Here is a 19,669-nt window from a genome sequence, read left to right on the forward strand (position 1 = left end):
CGTGCGAAAAAAAATCCGTGAAGATGACGAAAATCCGCGGCGCCGTCAGGTCAGTCGTTCTTGCGCCCGGCATCGGTGCGGTCGCGGACCGTCTTGAACACACCATGCGCCGTGGCGACCACGTGATCGTTCACACTGACCTCGGTGCTCATGAAGATCAGGCTCTTGGTGGCACGCACGACCTTGGGCCGGGAGATCATCAGGTCGCCGATCCGCGCGGCATCGACGAAATAAGTATCCATCTGGACCGTGGCGAGCGCCTCGACCCCCGCAGCCTCGCGCGCCGCCATGCCGCAGCTCCGGTCGGCCAGCGTCATCACCGCCCCGCCCTGAACCACGCCGCGGCGGTTGCGGTGCTTGTCCTGGCCGAGAATGGCGAATTCATTGATGCCATCGACGACCCGGTGCCACATCGGGCCGACGAAATGGATGAACCCGTCATCGTCCATGATGCTCCAGCCGGCGGCTTCGAGTTCAGCATAGGCCGCGTCAGTCGCCGCATCAGTCATGGATTTTCCTTCTTGCGAGATATCGATGGGCTGGAGGGAGTGAGTGCTAGGTCATACAAAAGCGTGGGGCGGGTGGATAGGACGTCGCGGCGTGGGGGCGCGTCGCAATCTGCATGGCTCGTCGCTCGTTGTCCCGGGGCGCTGTCCTCCCCATTGTCATTCCGGGGCCGGCCGGCACTTGCCGGACGCGAACCCGGAATCCCAGAGTGTTTTGCGCTGTCTGGAGATTCCCATGCTGGGCTTCCGGGTTCGGTCCCGTCGCCTCCGGCGCCGGTCCCGCCCTCAGGCAAACCAATTGGTTTGCCGGGGAATGACAGTATGGGGCGGCAAGACAGCATCCAAACATTTATTCCTATATCCCGTTGACAACATCTCCATCAGGTTTATATTCCCCTTCGTCCTGCTCCACCGAGAGGGGCGATCGCGATCGTCACGTTCGCGGGGTGGGATGCGGTGGACGCCGGAGATGCGGCGTCACGCGGTTCATGGGGGACGTCTGTCTTCGGGCAGGACGGATCTGCGCCAGCACTGCCACTGGCAAGGAGACGGCCGGCCTTCGGGTGGAAAGTTGCCCTGGACAGTGTGACGGACGACCAAGTCGAAACGTGTCCGGCCTATTCGCTTGAGGCTCCCTTCCCATCGCCTTGGGACTTTAATTCGCGATCGGAGCGTTCGTCGAGGCAAAGTGCAAGCAACCGAAAAAACACCGCAGGCGGAACGTCGGGCACTGGCTCGGCGCCTCCGAAAGTCCTGATGCACTCTAAATTGCGGAAGACCGCATCGCATCAGGCCCAAGGGTGCAACGGGCGCCCGGCGTTCCGCACGCCCTCTCACAGGGGGCAGGGAATGCAAAGGACGACGGCGCCCCCGCGCCGCAAACAATGGGGGCGATGACGCATGTCTGAAGAGCAGTGGCTGTTTGACATTCACATCAGCAACGACGCACAGGCGCCAGAGGCATCCCTCCCCCCTTGCGGGGAGGGGCGGCCGAACGAGGCGATGCGGAGCATCGACGAATTGGAGGCCGGGGTGGGGGTGCCCCACGTGAGAGCGTCGCTGGTGGCACCCCCACCCGACCGGCCAAGCGGCCAGCCACCCTCCCCGCAAGGGGGAGGGATAAGAGAGAAGCCCCGCTACACGATCTCCCTACACCTTCACCATCCGCTTGCCCCGGTTCTCACCGGCCAGCAGACCGATCAGGGCCTGCGGGGTGTTCTCCAGTCCGTCGATGACGTCTTCCTGCACCTTGAGCTTGCCGGCGGCGACCCAGGACTGCAGATCGGTCAAGGCCTTTTCGCGCTGGTTCATATAGTCCATCACGATGAAGCCCTGCATGATCAGGCGTTTCACCACGATCAGGCCGGGCACGCCGCGCGGGCCGGTCGCCGAGGGCGCGCCGTCATATTGCGAGATGGCGCCGCAGCAGGCGATGCGGCCGTTGAGATTCATTTGTGCGAGACAAGCCTCGAGAATGTCACCGCCGACATTGTCGAAGTAGACGTCGATGCCACCCGGCGCTGCCGCCTTCAGCGCCTTGAACACCGCGCCGTCCTTGTAGTCCACCGCAGCATCGAAGCCGAGTTCTTTGGTCAGCCAGTCGCATTTGTCCTTGCCGCCGGCGATGCCGATCACCCGGCAGCCCTTGATCTTGGCAATCTGGCCGACGATGGAGCCGACCGAACCGGCCGCCGCCGAGACGACGACGGTCTCGCCTGCCTTGGGCTTGCCGACGTCCAGCAGGCCGAAATAAGCTGTCAGTCCGGCGATGCCATAGACGCTGAGCAGATGCGTCATCGGCTCCATTGATGGCATCTTGTTGAGATGCTTGGCCGGCACCGCCGCGTAATTCTGCCAGCCGGTGTCGCCGAACACGATGTCACCGGGCTTCAGCGCAGGCGACTTCGAGGACACGACTTCGGCAATGCCGCCGCCCGCCATCACCGTGTTGGCCTCGACGGCAGCGCGATAGGTCGCGCCATGCATCCATGCGCGATTGGCGGCATCGAGCGAGATGTAACGCACGCGCAGCAGCGCCTCGCCATCCTTCGGCTCGGGAATCTGACCCTTCGATAGTTTGAAATGCTCGGGCCCCAATTTTCCTGTGGGCTTTTCGACGAGCAGCACCTGATGATTGACGGTGTCGGTCATGGCCGTTGTCTCCCTGTTTCTTCCTTTGTCGAAACTTGTTGCAGTCGCCGCGTACAAAACGATCAGGCTGCACAGTTTTTGTAGTTGGCGATGACGCTATGCGGCAGCGCGGCATTCCACAACGGCTATTTGCCGCCTGATGATACCGAAACGGTACGCGGCTGACGAAGCTTGTTGCGTGCCCCGATCAATATGACAGACTGTCGCAGTTGGGAATGTGTAACGGGGGTCGGTATGTCGAACAGGTTTACGCAATACATTCTGATCGCGATGGCGCTTGGCATCGTGATGGGCTCGCTGGTTTTCAACTATTTGCCCGATAGCCGCGGCGAGATCGCGGCCGACGTCAATCTGATCGCCATGTTATTTCTGCGCCTGATCAAGATGATCATCGCGCCTTTGGTATTCGCCACGCTGGTCGGCGGCATCGCCCATATGGGCTCGGGCTCCAAGCTCGGCCGCATCTTTGCCAAGACCATGGGCTGGTTCGTCAGCGCCTCCTTCATCTCGCTGCTGCTCGGCCTCGTGATGGTCAACCTGTTGCAGCCCGGCGCGAATTTCCCGGGAACGCTGCCGGCTGCGGGGCAATCGACGGGCCTGCCGGTGTCGGCTTTCTCCATTGAAAAATTCCTCACCCATCTGATCCCGACCTCCATCGCGGACGCGATGGCGCAGAACGAGATCTTGCAGATCGTCATCTTTGCCGTGTTCTTCGCAGTTGCGATGGGCGCCATGCCGGAACGCTCCAAGCCGATGCTGCAACTGATCGATGACCTCGGTCACATCATGCTGAAGGTTACCGGCTATGTGATGCTGTTCGCGCCGCTCGCGGTGTGGGCGGCGATCATGGCGACGGTGTCCAAGAATGGCTTGGGCGTGTTGTGGAAGCTGATCGTCTTCATGGGCGGCTTCTATCTGTCGCTGGCGATCCTGTGGGGTATCCTCGTGGTGGTCGGCTTCATCGTCATCGGGCCGCGCTACAGCCATCTGCTGCGGTTGATCCGCGAACCCTTGATGATTGCGTTTTCCACGGCAAGTTCGGAAGCTGCCTATCCGAAGACGCTGGAAGGTCTTAACCGCTTCGGGGCCTCGTCGCGCATCTCCAGTTTCGTGCTGCCGTTGGGCTATTCGTTCAATCTCGACGGCACGATGATGTACTGCACCTTCGCCAGTATCTTCATCGCGCAAACCTATCACATCGAGATGTCGCTCGGCACGCAGCTCGCGATGCTGGCAACGTTGATGATCACCTCGAAGGGCGTGGCCGGCGTGCCGCGCGCCTCGCTGGTAGTGATCGCGTCGACGCTCAGCCAGTTTAACATTCCCGAAGCGGGCCTGTTGATGATCATGGGTATCGATACGTTCCTCGATATGGGCCGCAGCGCCACCAATGTGATCGGCAACTCGCTGGCCACGGCGGTGGTCGCGAAATGGGAAGGCGAACTCGCGCCCGAACATGAGCTGGGTCCCGACGATGTGGTGCCTGGCGACATGATTCCCGGAGAAATCCCCGCCCTCGGACATGGTTGAGGTGCGTGATGCGCTACTATCTGACCGGTTCGATCACCGGGCTTCTGGCAGCTTTGCTGCTGGCGACGACTGCGCAGGCGCAAGCGCCTGCGGAAGGGCTTAGCCCCACGCTGGCGGCGATCAAGAAGGCGCATGTGGTCAAGCTCGGCTACCGCGAGAGCTCGCCGCCATTCTCGTTCCTCGATCAGGCGGGCCGGCCGATCGGCTACAGTCTCGAACTCTGCGAGGCCATCGTCGAGGATATCGGCATCGAGGTCGACGATCCCCAGCTCAAGATCGAATATGTAAAAGTAACGTCGGACGATCGCATTCCCGCCGTGGTCGACGGCAAGATCGATCTCGAATGCGGCTCGACCACGGCCAATGCCGAACGGCGCAAACTGGTCGCGTTCTCGCCGCTGATGTTCGTCGCCGGCACCAAGCTGATGGTGCCGAAAACCACGGCGGGTACTGCACCGACTGACTTCAAGGGCAAGACCATTGTCGTCACCAAAGGCACCACCAACGAACAGGCGATGCATGCGGTCGATAAGAAGTTCAATCTCGGCCTCAACATCGTGGTCTCGCCCGATCACGAGCAGAGCTACCAGATGCTGGTCGACGGCAAGGCCGATGCCTTCGCGACCGACGATATCCTGCTGTCGGGCCTGATCGCGCGGCACAAGTCGCAGGACAAATTCCGCGTTGTCGGCGATTACCTGTCCTACGATCCCTACGGCATCATGTTCCGCAAGGGTGAGCCGCAGCTTGCTACTGTTGTCGAGCGGGCATTTCGGCGGCTCGGCTCCAACCGTGATCTGATCCCGCTCTATAACAAATGGTTCGTCGCACGCCTGCCGACCGGCGAGCGCATGGGCGTTTCGATCTCGCCGCAGTTGGAAGAGAGCTTCAAGGTGCTGGACGATTCAGCGGGCGGGACGAATTAGCCATACACTGTCATTCCGGGGCGCGGGCAGCGCCAGCTGCACGCGAACCCGGAATCCCGGTGTGTTTGGCTCTCCGGAGACTCCCATGTCGAGATTCCGGGTTCGCGTCCGGCAAGTGCCGGCCACGCCCCGGAATGACGAGTGTGGAACTCTAAAAAAACTGTAGATCCTGCGCCTTGCCGCCGCGCAGCACCGTGGCATATTCGATCGCCGCAAACAGTCCACCCGCCACATAGATCTTGCGCGGCACGGCGCGAGCGAGTTGCTGGCTGAGGCGCACCGCGTCTTCCATGGCATTGGCCACATGAATGCGCGCCGCCGGGTGGGCCTTGCGCGCCGCAGCGCCGACCACGCGCGCGTCGGCGCCCTTGTGATAGGCGCGGGTGCACACGATCGTATCGAAGACGGGCGCGAGATGCTTGGCGATATCATCGACATTCTTGTCGCCGGAGACGCCGAGCACGAGCAACCAGTTGTCGTCGCCGTGGATGGCGCGAAGGCTCTTCAGGGCCTGCGCGACGCCATCGGGCGTATGGCCGACATCGATGACGGTCAGGGGATCGCGCTGGACGATCTCGAGCCGTCCTGGCCATCTGGTATCGCGCAGCCCGGTCCGGACCGCGAGATCGATGGCGCTGGTGGTCGCGTCCGGATGCATGCGCTGCATCCAGAGAATGAACAGCGCAGCCGCAATGGCAGCATTGTTGAGCTGGAACTCGCCGGCCAGCATGAGTTCGAGCGCGCGCAGATCGAATGCGCCCAGCCGGCAGTTGAAGGCCTGGGCCTTGGATGATGCAAAGACGTTGCTGATCGTGATCTCGTCGCCGATATGCAGGCCGGTGACGTTGCGGTTGCGATTGTACTCGGCGAGATTGCCGCGCATGGGCAGGCAGTTCTCGCCATAGACGACGGTGCCGCCCGAGATACATGCATCGCTCTTGTCACAGGCGATCAGCTCCAGCGAGTTGCCGAGCAGGTTGACGTGTTCGAGATCGACCGAGGTGACGCAGGTGATGTCGGCGCCGACCAGCCGAACCGGATCGTAGCGTCCGCCGATGCCCGCCTCGAACACGGCGAATTCGCATTCGGTCTCCTGGAAATACAGGCAGGCCAGCGCGAACTGAGCCTCGAAGGCACCGAAAGTCTCATGCAGCGTGTGTTGCTTGAGATCTGCGATGGCAGTGGCCACGCGCAGGACGAGGGCTTCGAGCAACTCGTCATCGACGGGGACGCCGTCGACCTGGAAGCGCTCGTTGAAGCGATAGAGATGTGGTGACGTGAACAGGCCCGTCCGCAGGCCGAAAGCGCGTCCGATGCTGGCGCAGAATGCCGCGGTCGAGCCCTTGCCGTTGGAGCCGGTGACGACGACGGAATGTTTGCGCAGCCTGACACGGTCGATCGACAGCGCGTTGAGCAGCATCGCCAGCCGGGCGAGGCATAGGCCGTCGCCATATTTGGGCAGGTTAAACATCGAGCAGGCCGATCGCCGTAAATGTATGCCGCCAGATGCGCAGGATCAGATCCTCGCGGCCGCTGTCTTCGAGAAAGCGGATCGAGGGATTGGCATTGACCTCGATTACGCGCAAGGCCGCAGCATCTCCGTCGATATCCGTAAACAGGTCGACCGCGCCAGCGCGCAGGCCGAGCGCCTTGGCGGCCTGTAGCGCCATCGCAAAGGCGACAGTCTCGTTGCCCGGCGCCGCAAAGCTCATGCTGCCGCCTGCGCTGCGATTCATCCGGCCGGGAATCGCGCGCCTCTCGCCGTATGGCAGCACGCGATCGAGGGAGGTATCGTCGGGACCTGTGGCGGCCGACGAAATCCCGTGGCGGTCCAGCGCGGACGTCTCCGCGGCGATCAATTGCCTGAGCGTCGCCTTGCCGTCGCCGGTCACAAAGGGCGACGTCTTCTGCGCGCAATACACGATCTCGTCGTCGAGGATGAACACGCGATATTCCTGGCCGGAATAGATGCGCTGCATCAGGATCGCGTCATAATACTGCGCGACCTGCCTGAGATAGGCCATGAGCGCGTCGCCGCCCGTGACGATCTCCGCAAAGTCGCCGCGCGATCCCATCAGCGGTTTGATGAAGGCCCGGTCGCCGAGTTCGGCGAAATGCCAGACGGCGTCGGCATGTTCGTGGCCGGGCGGGCGATGGGCGCGATAACGCTCATGCAGGAAGAAGTATTTCCCGCCCAAAGTCGGGACGCCGGCGCGCTCCATCAGCACATTGGCGAAATACTTGTCATTCGCCAGCGTCGCAGCCGTGGCATTGTTCTGCGGAAAGAACGAGCCGCGTCCGGCGCCGAAGGATGCGCTCCTGCCGTTGCGGCCGACAGTGAAGATCAGGCCCGTTCCGCCATCGACGTCGGCGAAATCCAGCCCGAACTGGCGGCAAGCGTATTCGGCATAGATCGACTGGTCGGGATAGGATGGGGGCTTTCCGGCCCGGATGTCGCGAAGGGATGTCATTAAGGACCAGGCCGACGATTGAACGAAAAGCCGCCTGCGACGACTTTAACGAGGTGGCCGGAAACTACCGGATCGGGATCGGGTGATCCAGCCGGATACCATTAACGGCGTCCGGCAAGAAATTGAACGAAACCTCCCATATCGGGTAATTTAATGTCGCGGCCAGATCGGCTGCTGCTGCATGGGTAACCTGCTTTGGAAATTAATCGACCGCCTCCCTCAGTCCGCAATTGCACTTCATGGCTTCTTTGACTAATTGTCATTCGCAGCTGCGAGAACCAAAATTAGCCAATAGCCGCAATGGTTTCTCGGCATCGTGACGCGGCAAACAATGGACTTGTTCTAAAAAAGCCCGCACTGGAAAATCAAATCTCATGAGCGCCTTTCACAGAGAGAAAGTTCTTTCTGTCCAGCATTGGACCGATACACTTTTCAGCTTCAAAGCCACCCGCGACACCTCCTTCCGCTTCCAGAACGGCCAGTTCGCTATGATCGGCCTGGAAGTCGACGGCAAGCCGCTGTTGCGCGCCTATTCGATGGCCAGTGCGAACCACGAGGAAGAGCTGGAATTCTTCAGCATCAAGGTGCCGGATGGTCCGCTGACCTCGCGCCTGCAGAAGATCAAGGAAGGCGACACTATCCTGGTCGGCCGGAAGGCCGTCGGTACGCTGATCACCGACAATCTTTTGCCCGGTAAACGCCTGCTGATGCTCTCCACCGGCACCGGCCTCGCGCCCTTCGCCAGCCTGATCAAGGACCCCGACGTCTATGAGCGCTACGAGCATGTGGTGCTCGTGCATGGCTGCCGCCAGGTTTCCGAGCTCGCTTATGGCGAGCGCCTGGTCGCCAAGCTGGCCGAGGACGAGCTGTTCGGCGAACTGATGAAGGACAAGTTCACCTATTACCCGACGGTCACTCGCGAGCCGTTCCGCAACCGCGGCCGGATCACGGACCTGATCGCGTCGTCGCAGCTGTTCAACGACATCGGCCAGGGTCCGCTTTCGATCGAGACCGACCGCATCATGCTGTGCGGCAGCCCGAGCATGCTCGAAGATCTCAAGATCATGTTCGAAGAGCGCGATTTCATCGAAGGCAGCGGCTCAAAGCCGGGCCACTTCGTGATCGAGAAGGCGTTCGTCGAGCGCTAAGGCAGCCCGAGACCATCAAAATTCACTGCACTGCAAAACCCGCGCTCCGGCGCGGGTTTTGTCGTCTGGGGCCCTCGCTTTTTGCAACGATTCATTGAGCGTGGCGCGATAGATTGGGCACTCTGGCGCGATGCTCTGCGGCAACGCGCCTGTGATGTTTGCGTCATCGGGTCTGTGTAACGCTAGCGCCATTCATGTCAGGCAGGATTTTATGGAAACGTTGATGCTTCCCCTCTCGCCGCGCTTCATCGTTTTGACGATCTGCGGCGCCGCCACCTTGCTGCTGGTCGGCATCGGCATTCACGATCCCAAGGTCATCCCTCTCGTTGTCATCCCGGTCATCGTCTTCGGCGGCCTGACCGTGCTTGGCATTCACGACGTGCTCCAGAAGGACCATGCGGTTCTGCGCAACTATCCGATCTCGGCGCATATCCGCTTCCTGCTCGAAGAAATCCGTCCGGAGATGCGGCAGTATTTCTTCGAGAGCGAAAAGGATGGCATGCCGTTCAGCCGCGACACGCGCGCGGTGGTCTATCAGCGCGCCAAGATGGTGCTCGACAAGCGTCCCTTCGGCACCCAGAAGAACGTCTACGAAGAGGGCTATGAGTGGATGCATCATTCGGTCGCGCCGCGGCCGCATGCGACTGAGCAGTTCCGCATCACCATCGGTGGCCCGGATTGCCTCAAGCCCTATTCGGCCTCGGTACTGAACATCTCGGCTATGAGCTTTGGTGCACTCAGCCCCAATGCGATCCGCGCGCTGAATGCTGGCGCCAAGCGTGGTGAATTCGCGCATGACACTGGAGAAGGCGGCGTCAGTCCGTATCATCAGGAGAACGGCGGCGACCTGATCTGGGAGGTCGGCTCCGGCTATTTTGGTTGCCGCACGCGTGATGGCAACTTCGATCCCGACGCTTTCGCGAAGCTTGCCGTCAACGATCAGATCAAGATGGTCGAGCTCAAGATCAGCCAGGGCGCAAAGCCGGGCCACGGCGGCGTGTTGCCGGCGGCAAAAGTGTCGGAAGAGATCTCGCGCATCCGCGGCGTCGCCATGGGTGAGGACTGCATCTCGCCGGCCTATCACAAGGCGTTTTCAACACCGATCGAGATGATGGAGTTCATCGACAAGATGCGCCGTCTGTCCGGCGGCAAGCCCGCCGGCTTCAAGCTGTGCATCGGCCATCCCTGGGAATTCCTCGCGATCTGCAAGGCGATGCTGCAGACCGGCATCTATCCGGATTTCATTGTGGTCGATGGCAATGAAGGCGGCACGGGCGCGGCGCCGCTGGAGTTCATGGATCATCTGGGCATGCCGATGCGCGAGGGCGTCAACTTCGTGCACAATGCGCTGATCGGCATCGGCGCGCGTGACCGCATCAAGATTGGCGCCTCCGGCAAGATTGCGACGGCCTTCGATATTGCCCGCGCCATGGCGCTCGGCGCCGACTGGTGCAATTCGGCGCGCGGCTTCATGTTCGCACTGGGCTGCATCCAGTCACTGAGCTGCCACACCGATCGTTGCCCGACCGGCGTCACGACGCAGGACCCCACGCGCAATCGCGCCCTCGCTGTGCCTCAGAAGACCGATCGCGTTTACAACTATCACGAGGCGACGTTGCATGCGCTGGCTGAGCTGATCGCGGCAGCCGGGCTCGCTCATCCGCAGGATATTCGTCCGATCCATTTCTCGCATCGCGCCTCCAGCACCGATGTTCTGTCCTTCACGCGGATGTATCCGGCGCTGCGCCACAATGAGCTGGTCGATGGCACCGGCGACAAGCGCTTTCGCGATGCATGGGAGATGGCGCAAGCGGGCTCGTTCCTGCCGGCGGCCCTGGAACGTTCGGCCTAGATCTCTCCTCCGTCATTGCGAGAAGCGAGCGACGCGGCAATCCAGTCTTTGCTTCGCTGCGCTCGCCATGACGGCGCAGCGGGTCCGAGATCAGAACTCGCCGTGCAATCGACCTGAGAAGATCGAGACCGGTCCGCGATCCTTGTTATAGGCAGGGTTCGCAATCAGCTGGTAGTCCGCTGTTAAGGTGAAGTTCTTGTCGATGGCATAGGCGTAATAGGTTTCGAGAATGCGCTCGGTGCCGTAATTCAGCCGCCCGTCGCCGATCAGCAATCCGTTGCCGCCAGCGGCGAGGAAGTCGCGATGCGCAGCGGACAGTCCGTTGATCGCGCCGCCTAAGCCGATCGTGTCATTGGCGCGGCCCCAATGGCTGCCCTTGATCGAGACGCCGGCAGAGACGCTGCGGTCGATATCGGTGAAGGACAGGATCTCGTTCTGGCCATCGTTCCAGCTGACGCGCCCGAAGATGCCAACGTCAGTGGCAACCTGCTGCTCGCCATTGACGTAGAAACCGTATTTGTCGCTGGCGCGGCGGATCGAGGACATCACGTCGTTGATATCCAGCGTGGGATCATTGGCCTCGATCGCCAGTGCGCCGCGATAGCTGCCGGTATTGCCGCGATTGATGAAGGCACCGACGCGCAGCTTGCCGGGCTGGTCGAAGATCTGGTGACGCTCCTCGAATTCGACGACCGCGCCGCCAGTCCTGAACGTCAGGACGTCGTTGTTAGGCTGCGCCGGCACCTGAAACAGGCCGGCTCGGATCGCCCAGTCCTTGCGGTTCAGTTCAACGATGGCGCCGCGGGTGAAGCCCGGCAGGTCGGCTGGAAAGTCGTAAGCGGCCGATGACCACATTGCCCAGTTCATGAAGTCGGCGCGCGGATCCTTGGCGTAGGAATTGCCATCGAAGAAATCACCCACCGCGAAGCGTCCGACCGTGAGCGTGATGCGGTCGATGTCGCGCTTGCCTACCAATTGATTGGCGGCGTCGGGGACGTCTTCCTGCTCGCCGCCGAGGCCTAGCGTCTGGCGGAAGTAATAGCGCTGCATGCGGAAGCGCGGAAACGGCGCGCCGCCCTTTTGCGCCTCGCCATTGGGGAAGCCGGCGAGGCCGAGCGTGGAGTTGAGACCGAAGCCCTGCGCCAGCTCGGGATTGAGATAGAGCTCACCGCCCTGCCACAGTCGCCAGCCGAGGAACGCAGTCGTCGTAAAGGTCTCGCGCCCCTGGCCGCCGCCAGGAAGGCTGTTGGTGCCTTCATAGGGCGAGCGAATCCGCGGATAGGCGGACGCGATGAAGGTGGTTTGGGCGTGGACGTTCCAGTCTGTCGATTCCGGCAGTACAGTCTTGCCGACGATGGGGGCTGACGGCAACCACGGCGGCGTGTCCCACAGCCGATAATTCAAGCCGACTTTGACGGTGTGAATATTCGGATCAACGCTCACATTCGACAGCCCGGCATTGCCGAGGTCATAGGTCTGCCGCATCAAATCGAGATAGGCGTATTCGGCCTTCGCGGTCCAGTTGCCGCCAACGGCAAATTCGACGCCCGCGCCGGCGGTCCAGCCGAAATGGGTGCGGGTCGCCGATGATATGAGATCGCCGTCGGCATCATTGAGATTGAGCTTGGTGCGCCCCCACGCCACGCCGCCGGTGATGTAAGGCATCAGCGCGCCGAAGGCGTAGCCGATGCGGCCGCGTGCGGTCGCAAAATAGTCGAAGGTCGTATGGAAAGGCGCTGGCATCAACCGCGCTGCGTCCTGCGGACTGCTGAACGTGGCGTCGGCCTCGAAGCCCAGCACGACGTTGTTGCTGAGCTGCCTGTTGTAGCCGATCTGGTAGCCGCCGATCAGGCCGGTCGGCGAAGGCGGCAGGAAAACGCCCTGCGCGGGCAGCGGATTGCTGCCGGGACCAAAGCTGCCGCCGCCATAGCCGATGTGGCCGCCGAGATAAAACCCGGTCCAGTCGTAAACCAGGCGGGGCGCTTTCAGCGCCATGCCGGGCGAAATATCGGCCGCGATCGCAGAGCCATCGAACGCCAATGCGCCCAGCGCAAAACCGGCCAAAACGCGCTTCACGACAATACTCGCGATCGGTCGGGGTACTTCATGCGGCCGTCATTTCTCGCTCTAGGTCGCCGCTGATCATGCGACGAACCGTTTGATATTCCACAAAAATAGTCGATTCGCCCATAACGTTGGGGGGTATCGAGAGTCGTCATGAGACAAAACGAAACAGAATGAGCAACCCGTCGACTCCCTGACTATAATTGCAACTAATTCGCAATAGCAAGAAGCAACTGGAGAAGCATGTTTCAGTGGCAGCCGATCATGACGGTTGGATAACGGCGGCTGGCCGGGACGGCTCGAAGGCATTCGACGAGCGCAAAAAAATGACCCGCTCGGGGGGACAACCGAGCGGGTCTGGTGCGACACGGGGTGGATGAGGCGCCCGTGTCGGACGCAAATCCACGTTAGTCGATCAAGAGATTAGTAGTTGCAGGTCCGGACGCGGCCGACATAGTTGCCGTAGCCGTCATACTGGCGGACCCAGCCGCAGCGATATCCGTAACCGTAGTAGCCGTTGTTGGCGGCGATGGCGCTACCGACGACTGCGGCGCCGACTACACCGGCAGCGATGCCGAAGCCGATGCCCGGGCCCTTGGCCTGAGCCTGCTGGGACGATGCCATGGTGCCGGCAGCGGTGAGAGCAACGAGAGCGAAAGCAGCAATCTTGGACTTGATCGACATGGGATAACTCCATCCTGTTGAAGTGCAGCCATCTTGGCCTGCATGCCAATCAGTCGAAGCCCAAACGGATCGGGTTCGAGACCCGATCGAACTATTTGGTTTCAGGCAAATTCTTTTGGTTTCAGGATTGTGTCGTCATCCGCGCGGAATATGTCGTCGCGTGAAGCGCGCAATCCGCGGTTAACCACATCTCACGCGCCGGCATCCGGTTCGCGATCAAACGCTGTCACGTCGAAGCGATGCATGTCCGCGAGTAGTTCGCAGAACGCTTTTGCGCCGTGTGCCAGCAGCTTCTCGCCCTTGTCGGCTGATGCCTGCGTGGCGTCGCCAATAGCGCCGCTGGGATGGAGGTCTTCGGCCTGCCACGCGAATGGCGCGGGTCGGCTCGCCGACAGCCAGCGATAGGTCTTCTCCATCGCGATCGCTGACGACGCGAAGTTTGCGATCTTGTCGTTGCGCACATGCTGCGGATAGCGCGCCAGCATGATCGATGTTTCCACGGCGCCGCCATGAATCCCGTGACGCAATTCTTCGTCGGTGAACAGGCCATCCGGCGCACCGAACCGATTCCATCCGGTGGTGGCGACCAGCATGCCGTATTCGGCGCGCAGGTCCTGCGCCGCGAGCGTCATTGCTGCACTGTTGCCGCCGTGGCTAGTGACGATCACGAGTTTCTGAACGCCGGCGCGCGCGACGCTTTCGCCGATCGCGGTCCAGGTCTGCAATGCGATCTCGGTCGGCAGGGTCAGCGTGCCGGGAAAGGCGAGGTGCTCGGTCGAGATCCCCACAGGTTGAAGCGGCAGAAATGTCGCCGGAATATCGGCAGGCAGCAGGCGCTGGACCTCAGCAAGATAAGCCTCCGCAATCATGACGTCGGTGCCGAGAGGCAGATGCGGTCCGTGCTGCTCGGTCGCGGCCAATGGCAGCACAGCAATCCAGGAGGCCGGATCGCTCTTGGCGATGTTGGGCCAGTGAATGGCAGTCCAGTCGCGGGGCGGCATGTTGGCAGTCATCGAGATGCGTTTCTTTGGTCAATTTTGCAGGGTAGTCTGGCAGCAGATTGCTTCCTATCATGGGCCATAACGGTCGACGGAGTCCAATATGAGCCCGATATCCCTGCTGCGCGCGTTAACCATTAGCGTGCTGGCCGTGATGGCCCCGCGGTCGCCCGCCGCAGCGGACACCAGGCTCGACAAGGTCAGTTTCGGAACCAACTGGGTGGCCGAGGCTGAACATGGCGGTTTCTTCCAGGCGGTCGCGGACGGCACCTACAAGAATTACGGGCTCGACGTCACCATCGTGCCGGGCGGGCCGAACGTGAACAACCGCATCCTGTTGATCTCGGGCAAGCTCGATTTCTTTATGAGCGCGAACACGCTGCAATCCTTCGATGCCGTCGCCAATAATGTGCCGGTGGTCGCTGTCGCCGCGATTTTCCAGAAGGACCCGCAGGTCTTTCTGGCGCATCCCAATCCCAAGGTGACCAAGCTCGAAGACCTCAAGCCGATGACGCTGCTGATCTCGAAGGAGGGCGTCGCCGGCTATTTCCAATGGATGCGATCCGAACTCGGTTTCAGCGCGTCCAAGGTCAAGCCTTACACCTATAATGCGCAGCCCTTCATCGTCGACAAGAACAGCGCGATGCAGGGCTATGTCACGTCCGAGCCGTTCGTGGTCGAGAAGCAGGCCAATTTCAAGCCAACCGTGATGCTGCTCGCGGATTACGGTTTCGATGGCTATTCGACCTTGATCGAAACGCGCCGCGAATGGGTCGACAAGAAGCCGGACCTTGTCCAGCGTTTCGTCGATGCCTCGATGATTGGCTGGTACAACTATCTCTATGGCGACAACAAAGCCGCCAATGAGGTCATCAAGAAGCTCAACCCGGAAATGACCGATGACCTGCTGGCCTATTCCATCGCCAAGATGAAGGAATACGGCATCGTCGACTCAGGTGATACGCTCAAAGACGGTATCGGCGCCATGAGCGAAGCGCGTGTTGCCAGCTTCTTCGACAAGATGTCACGCGCAGGCGTGGTCAAGCGCGACATCGACTATCGCAAGGCCTATACGCTGCAATTCATCAACAAGGGTGTCGGTCTCGATCTCCGGCCGAAGAAGTAGCCCGGCAGATGGTCGAACCTGCGTTGCCGTCGAGCGATGCCCCCACCGCCGTGCGCCTGCGCGGTGTCACGAAGGTCTATGACAACGGCACCGTGGCGCTGGGGCCGCTTGATCTCGACATTCGCAAGGGCGAGTTCGTCTCGCTGTTGGGCTCGTCCGGCTGCGGCAAATCTACTGCACTCCGCCTGATTGCAGGCCTGATCGTGCCGTCAGCGGGCACTTTAGATGTCGCTGCGCAGAGCAGCGGTCACGCCATTGGGTTCGTGTTCCAGGAGCCGACGCTGATGCCGTGGAGCACAATCCGGGAGAATGTGCGGCTGCCGCTGAAGCTGGCACATATGCCGGATGCGCAGTCGACGGCGCGGGTGGATGAGGTGCTCGCACAGGTCGGTCTCGCGGACTTTGCCGAAGCCTATCCGCGCGAATTGTCGGGCGGCATGAAGATGCGGGCGTCGCTGGCCCGCGCGCTGGTGACTGAGCCGGATATCCTGCTGATGGACGAGCCGTTTGCGGCGCTCGACGAGATCACGCGCTTCCGGCTCAACAACGACCTGCTGGCGCTATGGCGTGAACTCGGCAAGACGGTCATCTTCGTCACCCATTCGGTGTTCGAGTCGGTTTATCTGTCGCAGCGCGTTGTGGTGATGACCTCGCGGCCTGGTCGCGTCAGCGCCGAATGTCGTATCGAATCCTCTGAACCGCGCGCCGACGCGTTTCGCACCTCGATGGCCTATGCCGGCTATTGCCGCGCCGTCTCGCAGGCGCTGATGCAGGCCAGTGACGAGATGGCCAATGACGCAAAGGCACGGGCATGAAAGGGCTGGAGCCACTGCCCACAGTCGATCGCGGTTCGGTCGTGCCGGGCAGCGATATGCAATGGCAGCGCATTGTCTGGCCCGTCGTCGTGTTCATTGCGGGCATCGTGTTGTGGGATCTCGTCGTTCGGATCGGCGAAATCCCGCCCTATTTGCTGCCCGGCCCCTTACTCGTTTTCAAGACGCTGATCGCCGACTGGCCGGTTCTGTCTGAATCCCTCGGCGTGACGCTTTTGACCGCGCTGGAGGGCTTCATCGCCGCAGCCATCGGCGGCATCGCATTGGCTCTGTTGTTCAACCAGTCCAAATGGCTGGAATATTCGCTGCTGCCCTATGCCATCGTGCTGCAGGTGACGCCCGTCATCGCCATCGCGCCGCTGATGCTGATCTATCTGCCGCAGCAGACGGCCGTCGTTGTCTGCGCCTGGATCGTGGCATTCTTCCCGGTGCTGGCCAATACGACGCTCGGTCTCAATTCGGTAGATCGCAATCTGGCCGGGCTATTCCAGCTCTACCGCGCATCGCGCTGGCAGGTGCTGCGCTATCTGAAGTTTCCGGCGGCACTGCCATTCATACTTGGCGGATTGCGCATTGCCGGCGGATTGTCGCTGATCGGCGCGGTGGCGGCGGAAATCGCTGCAGGTGCGGCGGGTGCTGGTTCAGGCCTCGCCTATCGCATTTCGGAATCCAGCTATCGCCTCAATATTCCCCGAATGTTCGCTGCGTTATTGTTGCTGTCCGTTGCGGGGATTGTGATTTATATGCTGCTCGCGCTGGTATCCCACATTGTGTTGCGGCGCTGGCATGAGAGTGCACTGCGAAAGGAAAAATAATGGGGACGGGAATCTCTTCGGACAAAATCGACCTGCTGATCTATGGACCGACGAAGCCGCTGATCAATAACGGTTTCTCGGATCAGTTCGTATTGCATAAATATGAAACCCAGCACGATCTCGAACGGCTGCCGGCGGGCGTCGCCGAGAAAATCCGTGGCATTGCCGTGACCGGCCTGGTGCCAACCAACAGCGCCGTGCTGGCGAAATATCCCAAGGTCGAGATCATCTCCTCGTTCGGCGTCGGCTACGATCACATCGACGCGAAATATGCCGCCGAGAACAACATCCTCGTTACCAACACGCCGGATGTGCTGACCGAGGAAGTCGCCGATACGGCGCTCGGCCTGTTCATCGCGACTGCCCGCGAATTCATCAAAGCGGACAAATATGTCCGTTCGGGCCTGTGGCTGACGCAGCCCTATCCGCTCACAGTCGGCTCGCTGCGTGATCGCAAGGTCGGCATGGTGGGCATGGGCCGCATCGGTCAGGCCATCGCGCGCCGTCTCGACGCCTCGCTGGTACCGGTGGTCTATCACTCGCGCAACCCCGCCGCTGGCGTCTCGCACAAGCATTATCCGAACCTGATCGAGATGGCGAAGGCGGTGGATACGCTGATCGTCATTACGCCGGGCGGATCGTCGACGGCCAATCTCGTCAACGCGGAAGTCATGCAGGCGCTCGGTCCGCGCGGCATCATCATCAATATCGCACGCGGTTCGGTGATCGATGAGCCCGCACTGATTGCGGCGCTCAAATCGGGCACCATTCTGGCCGCGGGCCTCGATGTGTTCGCACAGGAGCCGAAGGTGCCGGACGAGCTGAAGTCGATGCAGAACGTCGTGCTGCTGCCGCATGTCGGCTCGGCGTCGGTGGTGACGCGCAACGCGATGGATCAGTTGGTGGTCGACAACCTCAAGCTCTGGTTCGCCGGCAAGGCGCCGACGACGCCGATTGCGGAAACGCCGATAAAGGGACGCTGATCGTGAGACTTGCGTCGGGGCGCTGTCGATATTTTGCGCTGGCAGTTGCCGGCGCGATGCTCGTCGGCGCACCGGCGCGAGCGCAGGACGCTGCCACCCTTCGAAAAAACATGATCGGGCAGTGGGAGCTCTCCACCACCGAGCGCAGCAAGACCTGCGTGGTGACGCTGAAGAACGACACGTCGCCGCAAGGGCTGAAGCTCGAACTCGAACCGGATTGCGCGAAGGCGTTGCCCTTCACCAAGGATATCACGGCCTGGAACATCAAGGGGCTCGATATCGTCCGGCTGCAGAATCCGACGGGCGAAGCCGTGATCGACTTCACCGAAGTCGAGAGCGGCATCTTCGAGGGCATTCGCACGGGTGAGGGCGTCTATATCCTGCAGAACCTGGCGGCAGCCCGCTCGCTGACCAAGTCGATGGACCAGATGATTGGCGACTGGTCGATGGTACGCGGCAGCGGCCGCGTGGTCTGCGGTCTGACGCTGACCAATACCGAGACGACCCAGGATAACTTCGCCGTGTTCCTGAAGCCGCGCTGCGATCCCCTGGTGGCGAATTTCAATCCCAAGCAGTGGCGTCTCGAACGCGGCGAATTGCTGATGATGTCGGCATCAGGTGAGACCTGGCATTTCGAAGCAGACGACAATGCCCAATGGCGCCGCGTGCCGGATAGTGCAGATCCGCTGATCCTGCTGCGGCAGTAAGAGCTCGCTCCGCGCCCGTTTTTGTCGTCCTGCGAAGGCGAGGACGAGGAGAGGTCGTTGCCCGGATTGCGCCCTACGCATCAATCTGTCCGGTTCAAATCAGCTTCTTCGAACCTATTTCCGTTGTGAATGACCAAGATGAAATGGTTCAAACCCGATTGGAGGGTGAGATGAAATTTTTCGCCTTGGCTTTTTCGTGCCTTTTATTTTTCTCAATGCCTGCCAGTGCAAATGACGCAGACACCTTTAATGCAATGGTCGCATTGGCAAACAAGGGAGATGCAGAGGCGCAATATCATGTGGGCATGATGTACAATAATGGCATCGGCACACAACAGGATCGTAGGCAGGCCTTTGAGTGGTTTCAAAAATCAGCTGCGTCGAACGACCCGTTGGGCGCCTATAAGCTTGGTTGTTACTATGATGGGCAAGGCGCAGGCATCGTGGAGTCTGACTCGGATCAAGCTTTGAAATATAAGCTTGTTTCTGCCGAAGCCGGCTACGCGCTTGCGCAGCACGATGTCGCCAATCTGTATGACAGGCGAGGAAATTCGGAAGAAGCGCTCAAGTGGTGGAAGAGGGCGGGCGATCAGGGATATCCCGGTGCCCTCTTTGGTTTGTCCCGTTTGTATTCCGCCGGAAAAGGAGCGCCAAAGGATCTGTCTTTGTCATATGCGTATTTCAAACTCTCGAGGCTGGCGCCCGCGAAAAATGTGAATGAGATGGCTGCACTGTTGTCCGAACAAGAACTCGAGAACGCAGAAAAACTGGTGTCCGAATGGAAGCCGCGGACAACTGCTTTAACACTCAAGGCAAAGAGCGGCATTCGAGCAGCAGAAGAACACGTCAAAACCATCAAAAACTAAGTGTTCTGA

The 19,669-nt window shown here is 60.8% G+C and carries 17 protein-coding genes; 10 read left to right on the top strand and 7 right to left on the bottom strand.

Annotation, left to right across the window (positions count from 1 at the left end; translation table 11 throughout):
- Positions 1-50 precede the first annotated feature (50 nt).
- Positions 51-509, bottom strand: coding sequence for a PaaI family thioesterase (locus AB7783_RS25845; protein ID WP_089266877.1), 459 nt, complete (start codon positions 507-509; stop codon positions 51-53).
- A gap of 1,146 nt (positions 510-1,655) precedes the next feature.
- Positions 1,656-2,657 (bottom strand): NADP-dependent oxidoreductase, encoded by a 1,002-nt coding sequence (locus tag AB7783_RS25850; protein ID WP_120288202.1) that lies wholly within the window; start codon positions 2,655-2,657, stop codon positions 1,656-1,658.
- A gap of 234 nt (positions 2,658-2,891) precedes the next feature.
- Between AB7783_RS25850 and AB7783_RS25855 the strand changes: the two genes are divergently transcribed.
- Together AB7783_RS25855 and AB7783_RS25860 are read left to right on the top strand one after the other, a co-directional pair.
- On the top strand, positions 2,892-4,187 hold the full coding sequence (locus tag AB7783_RS25855) for a dicarboxylate/amino acid:cation symporter (RefSeq protein WP_089266305.1): 1,296 nt from the start codon (positions 2,892-2,894) through the stop codon (positions 4,185-4,187).
- A gap of 8 nt (positions 4,188-4,195) precedes the next feature.
- Positions 4,196-5,113, top strand: a complete 918-nt coding sequence (locus AB7783_RS25860) for an amino acid ABC transporter substrate-binding protein (RefSeq protein WP_441279157.1) — start codon at positions 4,196-4,198, stop codon at positions 5,111-5,113.
- A 151-nt stretch (positions 5,114-5,264) separates the two neighbouring features.
- On the opposite strand, the gene AB7783_RS25865 is transcribed toward AB7783_RS25860, so the two are convergent.
- Together AB7783_RS25865 and AB7783_RS25870 are read right to left on the bottom strand one after the other, a co-directional pair.
- Entirely contained in the window at positions 5,265-6,584 is a 1,320-nt protein-coding gene (locus tag AB7783_RS25865) for a bifunctional folylpolyglutamate synthase/dihydrofolate synthase (protein ID WP_441279158.1), read from the bottom strand.
- Positions 6,577-7,584: an ATP-grasp domain-containing protein gene (locus AB7783_RS25870; RefSeq protein WP_441279159.1), complete on the bottom strand. Its 1,008-nt coding sequence runs from the start codon at positions 7,582-7,584 to the stop codon at positions 6,577-6,579. The genes AB7783_RS25865 and AB7783_RS25870 overlap by 8 nt, the downstream gene beginning before the upstream one ends.
- Before the next feature lie 374 nt (positions 7,585-7,958).
- Between AB7783_RS25870 and AB7783_RS25875 the strand changes: the two genes are divergently transcribed.
- A complete protein-coding gene (locus tag AB7783_RS25875; protein ID WP_089266309.1) occupies positions 7,959-8,732 on the top strand; it encodes a ferredoxin--NADP reductase in 774 nt (257 codons plus the stop codon).
- A gap of 211 nt (positions 8,733-8,943) precedes the next feature.
- Positions 8,944-10,584: an FMN-binding glutamate synthase family protein gene (locus tag AB7783_RS25880; RefSeq protein ID WP_439065714.1), complete on the top strand. Its 1,641-nt coding sequence runs from the start codon at positions 8,944-8,946 to the stop codon at positions 10,582-10,584.
- Positions 10,585-10,674: 90 nt separating this feature from the next.
- Here AB7783_RS25880 and AB7783_RS25885 read toward each other — a convergent pair whose 3' ends face one another.
- From AB7783_RS25885 to AB7783_RS25895, 3 genes are all read right to left on the bottom strand, one after another.
- A complete protein-coding gene (locus tag AB7783_RS25885) occupies positions 10,675-12,660 on the bottom strand; it encodes a carbohydrate porin (protein WP_441279160.1) in 1,986 nt (661 codons plus the stop codon).
- Between the two features lie 411 nt (positions 12,661-13,071).
- Entirely contained in the window at positions 13,072-13,332 is a 261-nt protein-coding gene (locus AB7783_RS25890; RefSeq protein WP_068733822.1) for a hypothetical protein, read from the bottom strand.
- Between the two features lie 191 nt (positions 13,333-13,523).
- Positions 13,524-14,345, bottom strand: coding sequence for a creatininase family protein (locus tag AB7783_RS25895; RefSeq protein WP_441279161.1), 822 nt, complete (start codon positions 14,343-14,345; stop codon positions 13,524-13,526).
- A gap of 88 nt (positions 14,346-14,433) precedes the next feature.
- On the opposite strand from AB7783_RS25895, the gene AB7783_RS25900 reads away from it, so the two are divergent.
- The 6 genes from AB7783_RS25900 to AB7783_RS25925 all read left to right on the top strand — a co-directional run bounded on the left by AB7783_RS25900 (position 14,434) and on the right by AB7783_RS25925 (position 19,660).
- Positions 14,434-15,456, top strand: coding sequence for an ABC transporter substrate-binding protein (locus AB7783_RS25900; RefSeq protein ID WP_441279162.1), 1,023 nt, complete (start codon positions 14,434-14,436; stop codon positions 15,454-15,456).
- Between the two features lie 8 nt (positions 15,457-15,464).
- The gene (locus AB7783_RS25905; protein WP_439056993.1) at positions 15,465-16,271 is read left to right on the top strand and encodes an ABC transporter ATP-binding protein; all 807 of its coding nucleotides are present in this window, start codon (positions 15,465-15,467) and stop codon (positions 16,269-16,271) included.
- A 56-nt stretch (positions 16,272-16,327) separates the two neighbouring features.
- Positions 16,328-17,104 carry an ABC transporter permease gene (locus AB7783_RS25910; protein WP_231081230.1) on the top strand — a complete coding sequence of 259 codons (777 nt, stop codon included), beginning with the start codon at positions 16,328-16,330 and terminating at the stop codon, positions 17,102-17,104.
- Positions 17,104-18,087: a 2-hydroxyacid dehydrogenase gene (locus AB7783_RS25915; RefSeq protein WP_441279163.1), complete on the top strand. Its 984-nt coding sequence runs from the start codon at positions 17,104-17,106 to the stop codon at positions 18,085-18,087. The genes AB7783_RS25910 and AB7783_RS25915 overlap by 1 nt, the downstream gene beginning before the upstream one ends.
- A gap of 56 nt (positions 18,088-18,143) precedes the next feature.
- Complete coding sequence (locus AB7783_RS25920; protein WP_184520155.1) at positions 18,144-18,794, top strand: AprI/Inh family metalloprotease inhibitor; 651 nt, start codon at positions 18,144-18,146, stop codon at positions 18,792-18,794.
- Positions 18,795-18,964: 170 nt separating this feature from the next.
- The gene (locus tag AB7783_RS25925) at positions 18,965-19,660 is read left to right on the top strand and encodes a tetratricopeptide repeat protein (RefSeq protein WP_184513117.1); all 696 of its coding nucleotides are present in this window, start codon (positions 18,965-18,967) and stop codon (positions 19,658-19,660) included.
- Positions 19,661-19,669: the final 9 nt, after the last annotated feature.

The organism is Tardiphaga sp. 172_B4_N1_3, from assembly GCF_052076035.1.
Lineage (GTDB): Bacteria > Pseudomonadota > Alphaproteobacteria > Rhizobiales > Xanthobacteraceae > Tardiphaga > Tardiphaga robiniae.

Excerpts from the sequence above, each read along its gene's own strand:
- AB7783_RS25860 (WP_441279157.1), top strand. The coding sequence starts at position 4,196 with ATGCGCTACTATCTGACCGGTTCGATCACCGGGCTTCTGGCAGCTTTG.
- AB7783_RS25900 (WP_441279162.1), top strand. The coding sequence starts at position 14,434 with ATGAGCCCGATATCCCTGCTGCGCGCGTTAACCATTAGCGTGCTGGCC.
- AB7783_RS25870 (WP_441279159.1), bottom strand. The coding sequence starts at position 7,584 with ATGACATCCCTTCGCGACATCCGGGCCGGAAAGCCCCCATCCTATCCC.
- AB7783_RS25845 (WP_089266877.1), bottom strand. The coding sequence starts at position 509 with ATGACTGATGCGGCGACTGACGCGGCCTATGCTGAACTCGAAGCCGCC.
- AB7783_RS25855 (WP_089266305.1), top strand. The coding sequence starts at position 2,892 with ATGTCGAACAGGTTTACGCAATACATTCTGATCGCGATGGCGCTTGGC.
- AB7783_RS25875 (WP_089266309.1), top strand. The coding sequence starts at position 7,959 with ATGAGCGCCTTTCACAGAGAGAAAGTTCTTTCTGTCCAGCATTGGACC.
- AB7783_RS25925 (WP_184513117.1), top strand. The coding sequence starts at position 18,965 with ATGAAATTTTTCGCCTTGGCTTTTTCGTGCCTTTTATTTTTCTCAATG.
- AB7783_RS25890 (WP_068733822.1), bottom strand. The coding sequence starts at position 13,332 with ATGTCGATCAAGTCCAAGATTGCTGCTTTCGCTCTCGTTGCTCTCACC.
- AB7783_RS25915 (WP_441279163.1), top strand. The coding sequence starts at position 17,104 with ATGGGGACGGGAATCTCTTCGGACAAAATCGACCTGCTGATCTATGGA.
- AB7783_RS25865 (WP_441279158.1), bottom strand. The coding sequence starts at position 6,584 with ATGTTTAACCTGCCCAAATATGGCGACGGCCTATGCCTCGCCCGGCTG.
- AB7783_RS25920 (WP_184520155.1), top strand. The coding sequence starts at position 18,144 with ATGCTCGTCGGCGCACCGGCGCGAGCGCAGGACGCTGCCACCCTTCGA.
- AB7783_RS25905 (WP_439056993.1), top strand. The coding sequence starts at position 15,465 with ATGGTCGAACCTGCGTTGCCGTCGAGCGATGCCCCCACCGCCGTGCGC.
- AB7783_RS25850 (WP_120288202.1), bottom strand. The coding sequence starts at position 2,657 with ATGACCGACACCGTCAATCATCAGGTGCTGCTCGTCGAAAAGCCCACA.
- AB7783_RS25895 (WP_441279161.1), bottom strand. The coding sequence starts at position 14,345 with ATGACTGCCAACATGCCGCCCCGCGACTGGACTGCCATTCACTGGCCC.
- AB7783_RS25910 (WP_231081230.1), top strand. The coding sequence starts at position 16,328 with ATGCAATGGCAGCGCATTGTCTGGCCCGTCGTCGTGTTCATTGCGGGC.
- AB7783_RS25880 (WP_439065714.1), top strand. The coding sequence starts at position 8,944 with ATGGAAACGTTGATGCTTCCCCTCTCGCCGCGCTTCATCGTTTTGACG.